Consider the following 13,658-nt stretch of genomic DNA (forward strand, 5'->3'; position numbering starts at 1 on the left):
CTTCGGCAGTCCGTCAGGTCGATCCCCTGGGGGATCGGCTCATAGAGCCAGACCCGCGGCCGGGTTCCCCCCAAGGAACCCGGCCGCCTTGCATTGACGCGCCGGGCTTTGCGAACGGTGCGTGAGGCACCCAGGAATGGAGTTGAACAGATGAAGTGGGCGACCTATTTCGCCGTCAGCGCGGCGGTGGTGATAGTCGGGCTGTCGCTGGGCGTGACCCTGCCGCTGGTGTCCTTTCGCCTCGAGGCCTGGGGTTATGGCCCCTTTGCCATCGGCGTGATGGCGGCAATGCCGGCGGTGGGAGTACTGCTGGGGGCGCGCCTGACCGGGCACCTGGCCGGCTGGTTCGGCACGCCGCAGACCTTGCGCCTGTGCCTGCTGGCCAGTGCGGTGTCGGTGGGGCTGCTCGGCGTGATGCCGAGCTATCCACTGTGGCTGCTGCTGCGCCTGCTGATCGGTATCTCCTTGACTGTGGTGTTCGTGCTCGGCGAAAGCTGGATCAACCAGTTGGTCGAGGACCGCCTGCGCGGCCGCCTGGTGGCCCTGTATGGCACCGGTTTCGCCCTCAGCCAGCTATGCGGGCCGCTGCTGCTGACCCTGATAGGCACCGAGAGCGACCACGGCTTCTGGTTTTCCGCGGGCCTGCTGGTGGCCGGCTGTCTGCTGTTGCTGGGCCATGATGGTGCGCCCAAGGTCGATGCGCAGAGTGCTTCCGGGCGCGGTGTGCTGGCGTTCTGCCGAACCTCGCCGGCGATTGCCTGGGCGGTGGTGCTGTTTGCCGCCTTCGAGGCCATGGTCCTGACCCTGTTGCCGGTCTACCTGCTGCGCGAAGGCTTCGCCCAGCAGCTGGCGCTGATTATGGTCAGCACCGTGGTGGTGGGCGATGCCGCTCTGCAGCTGCCCATCGGCTGGCTGGCCGACCGAGTGCCGCGGCAGACCCTGTTTCGCTGCTGCGGGGTGGTGTTGCTGGGGTCCAGTCTGAGCATTCCCGTGCTGCTGCACACGCCGCTGATCTGGCCCGTGCTGGTGCTGTTCGGGGCCAGTGCCGGCGGGCTCTACACCCTGTCGCTGATTTTGGTCGGCCAGCGCTATCGGGACGATGCCCTGGTCCGCGCCAATGCCCATATCGCCCTGCTCTGGGGCGCGGGTTGTCTGCTCGGGCCGTTGTCCACCGGTGCCGCCAGCCAGTGGGTCAGCGGCCATGCCCTGCCGATTCTGATGACCCTGGGGGCAGCAGTCTTCGTCTGGCTGGCGTTTCAGCGGGGCGCATTCCACGAGGTGGCTAGCGCCAGGACGTGAGCATGGCTTCGGCCGCTGTCTGTGCGAGTTGCTGTTCTGCCAGTAACTCGGCGGCGCAGGCCCCGGTTTGGCGGATGGCCTCTTCCAGGCTGGCGCAGGGCTTGCTGGCGTAGTTGATACGCAGGCAATTGCGGTATTTGCCGGCGGCGGAAAAGATGCTGCCCGGGGCGATCTGGATGGCGTGTGGCAGCAGTTCGCGGTTCAGGCGCTGGCTGTCGAAACCTGCCGGCAGTTCGATCCACAGCATAAAACTGCCCTGGGGCCGGCTGACCCGCGTGCCGGCAGGGAAATAGCGGCTGACCCAGTCGATCATCAGGTCGCGTCCGCGCTGATACTGCGCGCGCATGCGCCGCAGATGCGGCTCGTAGTGGCCGGCTTCCAGGTATTCGGTGATGGCCAGCTGCGGCAGCTGGGCGGTGCTGCCGGTGCCCATGTATTTCATGTGCAGGACGCGGTCCAGATAGCGCCCCGGGGCGATCCAGCCGATGCGCAGGCCGGGTGCCAGGGTCTTGGAGAAGGAGCTGCAGAGCAGCACGCGGCCATCCTCGTCGTAGGATTTGATGCTGCGGGGGCGCGGGTAGCTGTAGGCCAGGTCGCCGTAGACGTCGTCCTCGATAATGGCCACGTCATAGCGCTGGGCCAGGGCCAGCAGGGCGCGCTTGTTGGCGTCGGGCATGATATAGCCCTGCGGGTTGTTGCAGGTCGGGGTCAGCTGGATGGCCTTGATCGGCCATTGCTCCAGGGCCAGCTCAAGGGCCTCCAGGCTGATCCCGCTGATCGGGTCGGTGGGCAGTTCCAGGGCCTTCATGCCAAAGCCTTTCAGCGCCTGCATTACGCCGTGAAAGCTCGGCGAGTCCACCGCGACGATATCGCCGGGCTCGCAGATTGCGCGGATCGCCGCCGACAGCGCCTCGTGGCAGCCGGTGGTGACGATGATCTCCTGGGGCGACAGGCTGCAGCCGGAGTCGAGCATCAGCCGCGAGATCTGTTCACGCATGCCCAGGTGGCCGTAAATGCAGCCGTAGGTCAGGCTGCTGGCGTCCTGGCGGCGGCTCAGGCGTGACAGCGAGCGCAGCAGCGGCTTGAGCGTCGGGCTGTCGATATCCGGCCTGCCGCGGCCAAGTTGCAGCAGCCCCTCTTGCCCGGGCGGCCGGCTGATCAGCTCCAGCACCTGATCCCACTGCGATACATCCACGGGGCGCTGGGCCGTGCGGCTGACCCTTGGCAGCGCCGGCTTTTCCCGGCCTAGGGGGACGAAGTAGCCGGACTTCGGCCGTGGCGTGGCCAGGCCCTGGTCTTCCAGGTGGCGATAGGCCTGTTGCACCGTGCTCAGGCTGACGCCGTGTTCCAGGCTCAGCGCGCGCACCGAGGGCAGGCGATCGCCGGGGCGGTACAGACCTTGTTCGATGCGGCTGCCGAGCAGTTCGGCGAGGTTTACATAGAGGGTCATACAGCCTCCCTGCGTGGTTATTTATGCCTGCGCAAACGATACAGATACGCCATAAAACGACAATTCAGTGGCCGATTGGCCAAATCTGTATGGAGTTAATAAGGTATTTTTGGATCTGTCATGCTTTTTCTCTTCGGGCCATTCTGCACGCTCACGGACGCTGGCGGCAGGAGAGGACGATGAACGGTTTCAGCGGGGGTGTATTCAAGGTGGGGCAGGGCGACGCGCGGCTGCAGGTTGCCGGGCGTGAACCCCGTTATTTCGGCCGCGACTGGCCGGCGTTCTGGCGGCGTCTGCAGACCCGGCGGGCGCTGCTGCATCTGAATCCCGGGCAGCTGGCCGATATCGGCCTGAGCCGCGCCGAAGCCGAGCATGAGGCCCGGCGACCGTTCTGGACGCTGTAACGGGTTGTTGAAAAACGTAGGTGAGACACCGGCAACGCAGGTGGCTTTTCCATGGCCTGCTGGCGGTTCAGGCCGTGGCATGTTCCCTGCGCCAGATACCGGGCGGCTGGCCGTAGTGCTGGCGGAAGGCGCGGTTGAGTGCGGCCTCCGAGCCGTAGCCGATATCGTAGGCGATCTGCGCCAGGCTGCGGCCCTCGCGCAGTTGCACGGCGGCCAGTTGCAGCCGCCAGTGCGCCAGGTAGCGCATCGGCGGCTGGCCGATCAGGGTCCTGAAGTGCTCGGCGAAGGCCGAACGCGACAGCCCCACCGTGCGCGCCAGGGCCTCGGTGGTCCAGTGTTCGCCCGGGTGCTTGTGCAACAGCGCCAGCGCCTTGCCCTCCTGCGGGTCGCGCAGCCCGGCCAGCCAGCCCTGGTGACCGCTGGGCAATTCCGCCAGGTAGCGGCGCACCGCTTCGATAAACAGCAGCTCGGCCAGCTTGTTCAGCACCGTGCCGGCTCCCTGGCGCTGGCTGGCGCTTTCTTCAGCGGCGAGGCGAAAGGCCTGCTCGATCCAGACCCCGCCCGGGCTGTTGCCGACCCGCAGCTTGAGCGCGGCGGGCAGGGTCTGCACCAGCGGATTGTCCGGCACCTCGCAGCTGAGAAAACCGCAGATCAGGTGGGTCGTCGCCCCGCCGCCGCCATGCCGCAGGCGAGCTAGGCAATCCGGATGGGCCGGGTGCGCCGGGCCTGTTTAAAGCAGCTCTTTCAGCCGGTGCCAGGCCATGCCCAGGGCCAGCAGCGGCGAGCGCAGGTGCTTGCCGCCGGGGAAGGTCATGTGCGGCACCTTGGCGAACAGGTCGAAGCCGCTGCTGGCCTGGCCGGCGATGGCCTCGGCGAGCAGCTTGCCAGCCAGGTGGGTGGCGTTGACCCCGTGGCCCGAGTAGGCCTGGGCGTAGTAGACGTTGGCCTGTTCCTTGAGCCGGCCGATCTGCGGCAGGCGGTTGGCCCCGATGCCGATCATGCCGCCCCACTGGTAGTCGATGCGCGCGTCGTGCAGGTGCGGGAACACCGCCAGCATCTTCGGCCGCATATAGCCGGCAATGTCCGCCGGATCGCGCCCGGAGTAATGGCAGGCACCGCCGAACAGCAGGCGACGGTCGGCGGACAGGCGGTAATAGTCCAGGGCCACGCGCTGGTCGCACAGGGCCATATTCTGCGGAATGATCGCCCGCGCTTCGGCCTCGGACAGCGGCTCGGTGGCGATCACGTAACTGCCGGCCGGTAGCACCTTGCCGCCCAGATTGCTGTTCAGACCGTTGAGGTAGGCGTTGCAGCCGAGCACCAGGCTGGCGGCGCGGACCACGCCCTGGGCGGTGTGCACCCTGACCTCGGGGCCGTAGTCGATGCGGCTGACCGCCGAGTCCTCGAACAGCTGTACGCCCAGGCTCTGCGCCGCGGCGGCTTCGCCGAGGGCCAGGTTGAGCGGGTGCAGGTGGCCGGAGCCCATATCGATCATGCCGCCGACATAGCGCTTGGAGCCCACCACCTCATCCATCTGTTCGGCTTGCAGCAGGCGCATTTCGTGGCGATAGCCCAGCTGCTTGAGCTCGGCCATCTCCTCGGCGAAGCCTTCCAGGTGACCGGGCTTGTTGGCCAAGTCGCAGTAACCCCAGGTCAGGTCGCAGTCGATACCGAACTGCTCGACCCGGCGGCGGACGATTTCCACCGCCTCCAGGCCCATCAGCTTCAGCTGGCGCACACCCTCGGCACCTATCTGCGTCTCGAACTGCTCGACGCCGTGGCCGACCCCGCGGATCAGCTGCCCGCCGTTGCGCCCGCTGGCCCCCCAGCCGATCTTGTGAGCCTCCAGGAGGATCACCGAGAGCCCCTTCTGCGCCAGTTCGATCGCCGTGTTAAGGCCGCTGAAACCGCCACCGACAATGCACACATCGGCGCGCAGTTCGCCTTGCAGAGGCGGGTAGACCAGTCGGCGGTTGGCGCTGGCGGCGTAGTAGGAAGCGGCGTGCTGGCTGTTGTGAACCGGCTGGTGAACGCGGGCGTTCATGTGTGGAATCCTGATTATTGTGTTTGGAAAATTTTACGAAGCATAAGCGTCCGCTTCGCCATACGCCAAGGGGCAATTGCCAAATAACGCGTTTTTCGTCGGTAAAGCCGCTGGCCCCGGCGCGCTCGCGCAGCCTGTGCAGTTACCATAGGCATCACGCCCCCAGGACCGCCCCCATGAGTTGCACCGGCCGCAAGATCGACCAGCTGCGTTTGCAGATCCCCGCGTTCGCCTGCGTGCCGGGTTGTCATGACTGCTGCGGCCCGGTTACCGCCTCGTCCGAGGAGCTGGCGCGGCTGCCGGTCAAGAGCGATGCCGAACACGACGCCGCCCTGGCCGAGTTCAACTGCGTGCACCTGGGCCCCCAGGGCTGCCAGGTGTATGACCAGCGCCCGCTGATCTGCCGCCTGTTCGGCACCACCCCGAGCCTGCCGTGCCCGCGCGGACAAGGCCCGGAGCAGCCGATCGAGGCGGCGGTGGAAAAGCAGGTGCACCAACTGATCGCCAGCACCCGTCAGCGTCTGGTTTAGAACGTGCCACGCTCCGCCGGACGATCCGCATTATCTCGTTGGGCTTCGGCGCTACGCGCCTCAACCCAACCAACGGATTACTCTGGCACCGGCAGGCTGAGCGACTCCTTGACCTCTTCCATCACGATATAGCTCTTCGACTCGCGCACATGGGGCAGCTTGAGCAGGATATCGCCGAGCAGCTTGCGGTAGCTGGCCATCTCGTTGATCCGCGCCTTGACCAGATAGTCGAAGTCGCCGGACACCAGGTGGCACTCCAGCACGTGGGGCAGCTTGAGCACGGCGCGGCGGAACTCCTCGAAGGTGTCACCGGACTTGTAGTCCAGGCTGATTTCGACGAACACCAGCAGGCTGGCCTTGAGCTGTTGCGGGTTGAGCCGGGCGTGGTAGCCCATGATGATGCCCTCGCGCTCCAGGCGGCGTACCCGCTCGGTGCAGGGGGTGGTGGACAGGCCGACCCGCTCGCCCAGCTCGGTAAAGCTGATACGCCCGTCTTCCTGGAGGAGTCGGAGGATATTGCGGTCGATCTTGTCCAGCTCGCGGCGGCTCTGATGTTGGGTTCGCATGGTGGATCCCCCTCTGCTGAAGGCGTTTTTGCCAAGAATTCTCGCCAAATATAGCTATTTATATAGTGAATAGCACTGCTCGTCTCTTCTTATACTGCGCCCAATTGTGGTTCGGGCACTGTCCGTCGCGCTGGGTCGCGTCGAGGAGAAGGTTATGCGGGTTCTGGTTCTGGGTAGCGGTGTAATTGGTACGGTCAGTGCGTATTACCTGGCGCGCCAGGGGTTCGAGGTGGTGGTGGTCGACCGTCAGGACGGTCCGGCCATGGAAACCAGTTTCGCCAACGCCGGCCAGGTCTCCCCCGGCTATGCCTCGCCCTGGGCCGCTCCGGGCATCCCGCTGAAAGCCATCAAGTGGTTGCTGCAGAAGCACGCGCCGCTGGCGATCAAGGCCACCGGCGATATCGACCAGTACCTGTGGATGGCGCAGATGCTACGCAACTGCACCTCCAGCCGTTACGCGGTGAACAAGGAGCGCATGGTGCGCCTGTCCGAGTACAGCCGCGACTGCCTCGACGAGCTGCGCGCCGAAACCGGCATCGCCTACGAGGGCCGCAGCCTGGGTACCACCCAGCTGTTCCGCACCCAGGCCCAGTTGGACAACGCGGCCAAGGACATCGCCGTGCTGCAGGCTTCCGGCGTGCCCTTCGAGCTGCTCGACCGTGATGCCATCGCCCGCGTCGAGCCGGCCCTGGCCGGGGTCAAGCACAAGCTGGCCGGCGCACTGCGCCTGCCCAACGACCAGACCGGCGACTGCCAGGTGTTCACCAGCAAGCTGGCCGAGATGGCCAAGGCCCTCGGCGTCGAGTTCCGTTTCGGCCAGAACATCCAGCGTATCGACGCGGTGGGCGATCGGGTCAATGGTGTGTGGATCGATGGCAAGCTGGAAACCGCCGACCGCTACGTGCTGGCCCTGGGCAGCTATAGCCCGCAGTTGCTCAAGCCGCTCGGGATCAAGGCACCGGTGTATCCGCTCAAGGGCTACTCGCTGACCGTGCCGATCAGCAACGCCGAGATGGCACCGACTTCGACCATCCTCGACGAAACTTACAAGGTGGCGATCACTCGCTTCGACAACCGCATTCGTGTGGGCGGCATGGCCGAGATCGCCGGTTTCGACCTGAGTCTCAACCCGAAGCGCCGCGCCACCCTGGAAATGATCACCGCCGATCTCTATCCGCAAGGCGGCGACCTGGCCCAGGCCGAATTCTGGACCGGCCTGCGCCCGGCCACCCCGGATGGCACGCCGATCGTCGGTGCCACCGGTTTGCGTAACCTGTTCCTCAACACCGGTCACGGCACCCTGGGCTGGACCATGGCCTGCGGCTCCGGCCGCCTGCTCGCCGACCTGATGGCCAACAAGCGTCCGCAGATCAGCGCCGATGGCCTGGACATCTCGCGCTACTCGTCGCGCAAGCGTCCCGAGGTTCAGGCCGCGCCGCAGCCGCTGCGCACCTGATAGGCTGCGCGCCCCCCGTTTCCAAGGAGAGTTCAACTATGTCCATCCAGCGCCTGCATGTGGAAAAACGCTACAGCGAAGTGGTGATCCACAACGGCACCGTCTACCTCGCCGGCCAGCTGGCCGACGACTACAGCGGCGATATCCGCCAGCAGACCCGCGAGACCCTGGCTAATATCGACCGCATGCTGGCCGAGGCCGGCAGCGACAAGAGCAAGATTCTCTCGGTGACCATCTACCTCAAGGATATGCACGCCCACTACGACGGCCTCAACGCCGAGTACGACGCCTGGGTCGCCGAGGGGGCCGCTGCTGCCCGCGCCTGCGTCGAGGCGAAGATGTACAAGCCCGAGGTGCTGGTGGAAATGATGGTGGTGGCGGCTATTTAAGTCGCCACGGCCCTGTTTGCGATAAGTACTTGCCCGGCATCACACCGGGCTTTTTTAAGTCTGCAGTTTGTCGATTGCCTGAGCTGATAACGGCGCTCCCTGCGCACTGAGTGGGGGATGACCTGCTGACCTCACACTGCCTGACCATTCGAGAACACCATGCGTCCTGCCCGTGCCCTGATCGATCTGCAAGCCTTGCGTCACAACTACCAGCTGGCCCGTGAAGTGACCGGCGCGCGCGCTCTGGCGGTGATCAAGGCGGACGCCTACGGCCATGGTGCGGTGCGCTGCGCCCAGGCCCTGCAGGAGCAGGCCGATGGTTTTGCCGTGGCCTGTATCGAGGAGGCCCTGCAGCTGCGCGAGGCCGGTATCCGTGGGCCGATCCTGTTGCTGGAGGGTTTTTTCGAGGCCGACGAACTGGCACTGATCGAGCAGCACGAGCTGTGGTGCGTGGTGCATTCGCTGTGGCAGTTAGAGGCCATCGAGCGCAGCGCTGTGCGCCGACCGTTGACGGTTTGGCTGAAGATGGACAGCGGTATGCATCGCGTCGGTTTGCACCCGGCCGATTATCAGGCGGCCTATCAGCGCCTGCTGGCCAGCGGCAAGGTGGCGAAGATCGTGCTGATGAGCCACTTCGCCCGCGCCGATGAGCTGGATTGCCCGCGCAGTGCAGAGCAGCTGGCGGTGTTTCAGCAGGCGCGCCAGGGCATTGTCGCCGAGGTCAGCCTGCGCAACTCGCCGGCCGTGCTCGGCTGGCCGAGCGTACCGAGTGACTGGGTGCGCCCCGGCATCATGCTCTACGGCGCAAGCCCGTTCGAGCAGGCCCAGGCCGTGGCGGCGCGTCTGCAGCCGGTGATGACTCTGGAATCGAAGATCATCAGCGTGCGCGAACTGCCGGCCGGCGAACCTGTTGGTTATGGTGCACGCTTTGTCAGCGAGCGTCCGACCCGGGTCGGCGTGGTCGCCATGGGCTATGCCGACGGTTACCCGCGCCACGCGCCGACCGGCACCCCGGTGGCCGTGGATGGCCAACTGACTCGCCTGATCGGCCGGGTGTCGATGGACATGCTCACGGTCGATCTGACCGAGCTGCCCCGGGCCGGCCTGGGCAGCCGGGTCGAACTCTGGGGCAAGCAGGTGCTGGCCAGCGACGTGGCCATCGCCGCCGACAGCATTCCCTACCAGATTTTCTGCAACCTGCGGCGGGTGCCGCTGCTCTATCTCGGGGCTTAAACCCAGTGCTGTAGACGAGTTTGAACGCGAGTGTTGTAAATTCCGAACGCTATGCCATGATACGGCGACTTTTCCGTATCTATCCCAAGGGGGACTCCAGCATTGGACGTCGGTGTTCGACTGCAATCCATTCGCAAACTCAAAGGCCTGTCTCAGCGTGAACTCGCCAAGCGGGCAGGCGTGACCAACAGCACCATTTCGATGATCGAGAAGAACAGCGTAAGCCCCTCGATCAGTTCGTTGAAAAAGGTACTGGCGGGCATCCCCATGTCGCTGGTCGAGTTCTTCTCCCTGGATGTGGAGCCGGACAACCAGGCCCAGGTGGTCTATCGCGCCGCCGAACTCACCGATATCTGCAGTGGTGCCATCACCATGAAGCTGGTGGGCAAGGCACACCCGAGTCGGGCCATCTCCTTCCTCGATGAAACCTATCCCGTGGGTTCCGATACCGGCGACGAGATGTATGCCCACGAAGGCGAAGAGGCCGGCATGCTGGTCGAAGGCAAGCTGGAGCTGACCGTCGGTGATGAGGTGTTTATCCTCGAACCGGGCGACAGCTACTACTTCGAGAGCAGCAAGCCGCACCGCTTCCGCAACCCTTATGAGCAGCCGGCGCGGTTGATCAGTGCGACGACCCCGGCGAATTTCTAAGTCCTTGCCCGCTGAAACATTAATAACCCTGCGACAATCTGGGTTGTTTCAGCCTGTTGCGCTTGCCGTTATACTGACGCCCGCTCGCGAAACCGTGGCCGCGGGCGTGACTAGCCACGATGAGGGTGTACCGTGAACCTGATTAAAAAGATCCTGGTAGCGCCTGCTACCGTATTGGCCCTGTGGGCAGTGACTGCTCAGGCCACGACCGATGAAGCCATTGCCGAGCGCCTGAAGCCGGTCGGTGAAGTCTGCGTGATGGGCGAAGAATGCAAGGGCGTCGGTGCCGTGGCGGTTGCCGCTGGCGGTGCCGCACGTACTGCCGATGACATCGTGGCCAAGCACTGCGGTGCCTGCCATACCCCGGGTATCCTCGGCGCGCCGATGATCGGCGATACCGCCGCCTGGAAGGCCCGTGCCAGCAATGGCTTAGACGGCTTGCTGGCTAATGCCATCTCCGGCCTCAATGCGATGCCGCCGAAAGGCACCTGCGCCGATTGCTCGGATGACGAGCTGCGTGAAGCGATCCAGAAGATGTCCGGCCTGTAATACGCCAGACACCGCTGTTAAAAAGCCGCCTGCTCAGGCGGCTTTTTTGTGGGGCATAAGAACTCGCTGCGGACCACTGCTCGTGGTCAGGGACGCTCAGTCGATAAAACTGACCTGGCCATCCTTGAGCGAGTCGATGCGCGCCAAAGACTCGACCCGGTAGCCCTGGGCATCCAGCTCGGCGCGGCCGCGCTGAAAGGATTTCTCGATCACCACGCCAATCCCGGCGATGCTCGCGCCAGCCTGGCCGATCAGGTCGATCAGGGCACGGGCGGCGTGGCCGTTGGCGAGGAAGTCGTCGATCAGCAGCACGTGGTCGTGTGCGCCCAGGTGCTTGGCCGAGATGGCCAGGGTGCTTTCGGTCTGCTTGGTGAAGGAAAACACCGTGGAGGTATACAGGTCGTCCTTGAGCGTCAGCGACTGGTACTTGCGCGCGAAGATCACCGGCACGCCCAGCTCCAGGCCGGCCATCACCGCCGGTGCGATGCCCGAGGCCTCGATGGTGACGATCTTGCTGATGCCCTGGCCGGCGAAGCGCTGGGCGAACTCGTGACCGATCTGCTGCATCAGCTTGGGGTCGATCTGGTGATTGAGAAAGGCATCGACCTTCAATACCTGCTCCGAGAGCACGGTGCCTTCCTCGCGAATCTTCTGTTTTAGCGCTTCCACGCGGTTACCCTCATTAAGTGATGTGCTGCCCGCTCTGCGTCGGGCTACTGAACAAGTCTGTTTTTTATGGCCTGCCATCCCTGGCGGCCACCCTACGGGCCGTCGCTGCGCGACGTTAAAAATAGCTCCAGGCTATTTTTTATGGCCTGCTATCCTTGGCGACCACACTTCGGGCACAACGCTGTGCGTTGTTAAAAATGATTCCTTATCATTTTTTATGGCCTGCCATCCTTGGCGACCACCCTGCGGGCCGTCGCAAGCGACGTTAAAAATAGCTCCCGGCTATTTTTTCAGCATGGCGCGCATATTGGCCAGGGCCGAGTTGCCGGTGGCGGCCTTGACCTCGGGAGGTGCATCCTCCTGGCCTTCCCAGACCAGATCCTCGGGCGGCAGCTCGTCGAGAAAACGGCTCGGCGAGCAGTCGATGATCTCGCCGTACTGCTTGCGCTTGGCGGCGAAGGTCATGGTCAGATTGCGCTTGGCGCGGGTGATGCCGACGTAGGCCAGGCGGCGCTCTTCCTCGACCGTATCGGCCTCGATGCTGGAGCGGTGGGGAAGGATTTCCTCCTCCACGCCGAGGATATACACGGAAGGGTATTCCAAACCCTTGGAGGCGTGCAGGGTCATCATCTGCACGCCTTCGGCACCTTCTTCCTCTTCCTGCTGACGCTCGAGCATGTCGCGCAGCACCAGCTTGCCGATGGCGTCCTCGATGGTCATCTCGCCGTCTTCGTCGCGCTCCAGGGTGTTCTTCAGCGCCTCGACGAGGAACCAGACGTTGCCCATGCGCGCGTCGGCGACCTTGTCGCTGGAGGCGTTCTGCCGTAGCCAGTTCTCGTAGTCAATGTCCATGACCATGCTGCGAATGGCCGCGATCGGGTCGTTCTGCGCGCACTCCTGGCGCACCCGATCCATCCACTTGGTAAAGCGCCCCAGGCGTTCGGTGAAGCGCGCGTCCAGGTGTTCGCCCAGGCCCATCTCGCCGGCAGCGGCGTACATGCTGATCTTGCGTGCGGTGGCGTAGTTGCCGAGCTTTTCCAGGGTCGTGGAGCCGATCTCGCGGCGCGGCACGTTGATCACCCGCAGGAAGGCGTTGTCGTCGTCCGGGTTGACCAGCAGGCGGAAGTAGCTCATCAGGTCCTTCACTTCCTGGCGGGCGAAGAAGCTGGTGCCGCCGCTCAGGCGGTAGGGAATCTGGTGGTGCTGCAGCTTCAGCTCCATCAGCTTGGCCTGGTAGTTGCCGCGATAGAGGATGGCGTAGTCGCTGTAGGGGCGCTGGGTGCGCAGGTGTTCGGTGAGGATTTCCAGGGCCACCCGCTCACACTCGGCGTCTTCGTTCTTGCAGCGGATCACCCGGATCTCGTCGCCCATGCCCATCTCGCTCCACAGCTGCTTCTCGAAGGCATGCGGGTTGTTGGCGATGAGGATGTTGGCGCACTTGAGGATGCGGCTGGTGGAGCGGTAGTTCTGCTCCAGCATCACCACCTTCAGCGAGGGGTAATCCTCCTTCAGCAGCATCAGGTTTTCCGGGCGCGCGCCACGCCAGGCGTAGATCGACTGGTCGTCATCGCCGACCACGGTGAACTGGTTGCGCATGCCCACCAGCAGCTTCACCAGGAGGTACTGGCTGGCGTTGGTGTCCTGGTATTCGTCGACCAGCAGGTAGCGGATGCGGTTCTGCCACTTTTCCAAAATGTCGGGATTGTCCTGGAACAGTTTGACCGGCATCAGGATCAGGTCGTCGAAGTCCACCGCGTTATAGGCCTTGAGCGTGCGCTGGTAGTGCAGGTAGACGATGGCGGCGGTCTGCTCCTTGGGATTGCGCGATTCGGCCAGGGCCTGATCAGGCAGGATCAGGTCGTTCTTCCAGGAACCGATGTAGTTCTTGATCTCGTCGATGCCGTCGTCGCCCGCGTATTCCTTCTGCATGATGTCCGACAGCAGCGCCTTGATATCGCCCTCGTCGAAGATCGAGAAGCCCGGCTTGTAGCCCAGGCGCGCGTACTCCTTGCGGATGATGTTCATGCCCAGGTTGTGGAAGGTCGATACCGTCAAGCCGCGCGCTTCCGGGCCCTTGAGCAGGGTGCCGACGCGCTCCTTCATCTCGCGGGCGGCCTTGTTGGTAAAGGTCATGGCGACGATATGGCGGGCCTGGATGCCGCAGTTCTGCACCAGGTGGGCGATCTTGCGAGTAATCACGCTGGTCTTGCCGGAGCCGGCACCGGCGAGCACCAAAAGCGGGCCGCCGACGTAGTCACAGGCTTCTTGTTGCCGGGGATTGAGTCGGGACATGAGGACAGGCACTGAGTAAAAGGCTGGCGATTCTATCAGGGTTGCGCAGGGCTGCTGAGCGGTCACCGACGAGTGCTCGATAAAACAGGCTGTACAAAAAAATTATTGCAAGGTATTAGGTAAGTG

General features: G+C 64.2%; 13 protein-coding genes and 1 pseudogene. 8 read left to right on the forward strand and 6 right to left on the reverse strand.

Annotated features, from left to right (window positions below):
* Positions 1-69: 69 nt before the first annotated feature.
* Positions 70-1,299, forward strand: a pseudogene (locus AACY13_RS00735) (MFS transporter); the annotation flags it as partial.
* On the opposite strand, the gene AACY13_RS00740 reads toward AACY13_RS00735, so the two are convergent.
* On the reverse strand, positions 1,283-2,749 hold the full coding sequence (locus AACY13_RS00740; protein ID WP_339458399.1) for an aminotransferase-like domain-containing protein: 1,467 nt from the start codon (positions 2,747-2,749) through the stop codon (positions 1,283-1,285). The pseudogene AACY13_RS00735 and the gene AACY13_RS00740 sit on opposite strands and share 17 nt — an antisense overlap.
* Before the next feature lie 179 nt (positions 2,750-2,928).
* Here AACY13_RS00740 and AACY13_RS00745 point away from each other — a divergent pair, with 179 nt between their 5' ends.
* The gene (locus AACY13_RS00745; RefSeq protein ID WP_339458401.1) at positions 2,929-3,153 is read left to right on the forward strand and encodes a DUF1127 domain-containing protein; all 225 of its coding nucleotides are present in this window, start codon (positions 2,929-2,931) and stop codon (positions 3,151-3,153) included.
* A gap of 67 nt (positions 3,154-3,220) precedes the next feature.
* Here the strand turns inward: AACY13_RS00745 and AACY13_RS00750 are convergent, their stop codons facing one another.
* Both AACY13_RS00750 and AACY13_RS00755 read right to left on the reverse strand, forming a co-directional pair.
* Positions 3,221-3,841 carry an AraC family transcriptional regulator gene (locus AACY13_RS00750; RefSeq protein WP_339459970.1) on the reverse strand — a complete coding sequence of 207 codons (621 nt, stop codon included), beginning with the start codon at positions 3,839-3,841 and terminating at the stop codon, positions 3,221-3,223.
* A 42-nt stretch (positions 3,842-3,883) separates the two neighbouring features.
* Positions 3,884-5,197, reverse strand: a complete 1,314-nt coding sequence (locus AACY13_RS00755; RefSeq protein WP_339458402.1) for an NAD(P)/FAD-dependent oxidoreductase — start codon at positions 5,195-5,197, stop codon at positions 3,884-3,886.
* A 176-nt stretch (positions 5,198-5,373) separates the two neighbouring features.
* On the opposite strand from AACY13_RS00755, the gene AACY13_RS00760 reads away from it, so the two are divergent.
* The gene (locus AACY13_RS00760) at positions 5,374-5,727 is read left to right on the forward strand and encodes a YkgJ family cysteine cluster protein (protein WP_339458404.1); all 354 of its coding nucleotides are present in this window, start codon (positions 5,374-5,376) and stop codon (positions 5,725-5,727) included.
* 77 nt (positions 5,728-5,804) lie between these two features.
* Here the strand turns inward: AACY13_RS00760 and dadR are convergent, their stop codons facing one another.
* A complete protein-coding gene (gene dadR / locus AACY13_RS00765) occupies positions 5,805-6,293 on the reverse strand; it encodes a transcriptional regulator DadR (protein ID WP_339458406.1) in 489 nt (162 codons plus the stop codon).
* 154 nt (positions 6,294-6,447) lie between these two features.
* Here dadR and dadA point away from each other — a divergent pair, with 154 nt between their 5' ends.
* The 5 genes from dadA to AACY13_RS00790 all read left to right on the forward strand — a co-directional run bounded on the left by dadA (position 6,448) and on the right by AACY13_RS00790 (position 10,571).
* The gene (gene dadA, locus AACY13_RS00770; protein ID WP_339458407.1) at positions 6,448-7,749 is read left to right on the forward strand and encodes a D-amino acid dehydrogenase; all 1,302 of its coding nucleotides are present in this window, start codon (positions 6,448-6,450) and stop codon (positions 7,747-7,749) included.
* A 38-nt stretch (positions 7,750-7,787) separates the two neighbouring features.
* Positions 7,788-8,138: a RidA family protein gene (locus AACY13_RS00775; RefSeq protein WP_339458408.1), complete on the forward strand. Its 351-nt coding sequence runs from the start codon at positions 7,788-7,790 to the stop codon at positions 8,136-8,138.
* A gap of 159 nt (positions 8,139-8,297) precedes the next feature.
* Positions 8,298-9,371 (forward strand): alanine racemase, encoded by a 1,074-nt coding sequence (gene alr, locus AACY13_RS00780; RefSeq protein WP_339458410.1) that lies wholly within the window; start codon positions 8,298-8,300, stop codon positions 9,369-9,371.
* Positions 9,372-9,473: 102 nt separating this feature from the next.
* On the forward strand, positions 9,474-10,022 hold the full coding sequence (locus tag AACY13_RS00785) for a cupin domain-containing protein (protein WP_339458412.1): 549 nt from the start codon (positions 9,474-9,476) through the stop codon (positions 10,020-10,022).
* A gap of 132 nt (positions 10,023-10,154) precedes the next feature.
* Entirely contained in the window at positions 10,155-10,571 is a 417-nt protein-coding gene (locus tag AACY13_RS00790) for a c-type cytochrome (protein ID WP_339458413.1), read from the forward strand.
* A gap of 96 nt (positions 10,572-10,667) precedes the next feature.
* Here AACY13_RS00790 and AACY13_RS00795 read toward each other — a convergent pair whose 3' ends face one another.
* Both AACY13_RS00795 and rep read right to left on the reverse strand, forming a co-directional pair.
* A complete protein-coding gene (locus AACY13_RS00795) occupies positions 10,668-11,240 on the reverse strand; it encodes a xanthine phosphoribosyltransferase (RefSeq protein ID WP_339458414.1) in 573 nt (190 codons plus the stop codon).
* Between the two features lie 282 nt (positions 11,241-11,522).
* Positions 11,523-13,532, reverse strand: a complete 2,010-nt coding sequence (rep, locus tag AACY13_RS00800; protein ID WP_339458415.1) for a DNA helicase Rep — start codon at positions 13,530-13,532, stop codon at positions 11,523-11,525.
* Between the last annotated feature and the right edge of the window lie 126 nt (positions 13,533-13,658).

The organism is Pseudomonas sp. EA_105y_Pfl2_R69 (assembly GCF_963970915.1).
Classification (GTDB): domain Bacteria; phylum Pseudomonadota; class Gammaproteobacteria; order Pseudomonadales; family Pseudomonadaceae; genus Aquipseudomonas.

Coding starts and splice junctions, on each gene's coding strand:
- AACY13_RS00740 (WP_339458399.1), bottom strand. CDS start 2,749: ATGACCCTCTATGTAAACCTCGCCGAACTGCTCGGCAGCCGCATCGAA.
- AACY13_RS00745 (WP_339458401.1), top strand. CDS start 2,929: ATGAACGGTTTCAGCGGGGGTGTATTCAAGGTGGGGCAGGGCGACGCG.
- AACY13_RS00755 (WP_339458402.1), bottom strand. CDS start 5,197: ATGAACGCCCGCGTTCACCAGCCGGTTCACAACAGCCAGCACGCCGCT.
- AACY13_RS00760 (WP_339458404.1), top strand. CDS start 5,374: ATGAGTTGCACCGGCCGCAAGATCGACCAGCTGCGTTTGCAGATCCCC.
- dadR (WP_339458406.1), bottom strand. CDS start 6,293: ATGCGAACCCAACATCAGAGCCGCCGCGAGCTGGACAAGATCGACCGC.
- dadA (WP_339458407.1), top strand. CDS start 6,448: ATGCGGGTTCTGGTTCTGGGTAGCGGTGTAATTGGTACGGTCAGTGCG.
- AACY13_RS00775 (WP_339458408.1), top strand. CDS start 7,788: ATGTCCATCCAGCGCCTGCATGTGGAAAAACGCTACAGCGAAGTGGTG.
- alr (WP_339458410.1), top strand. CDS start 8,298: ATGCGTCCTGCCCGTGCCCTGATCGATCTGCAAGCCTTGCGTCACAAC.
- rep (WP_339458415.1), bottom strand. CDS start 13,532: ATGTCCCGACTCAATCCCCGGCAACAAGAAGCCTGTGACTACGTCGGC.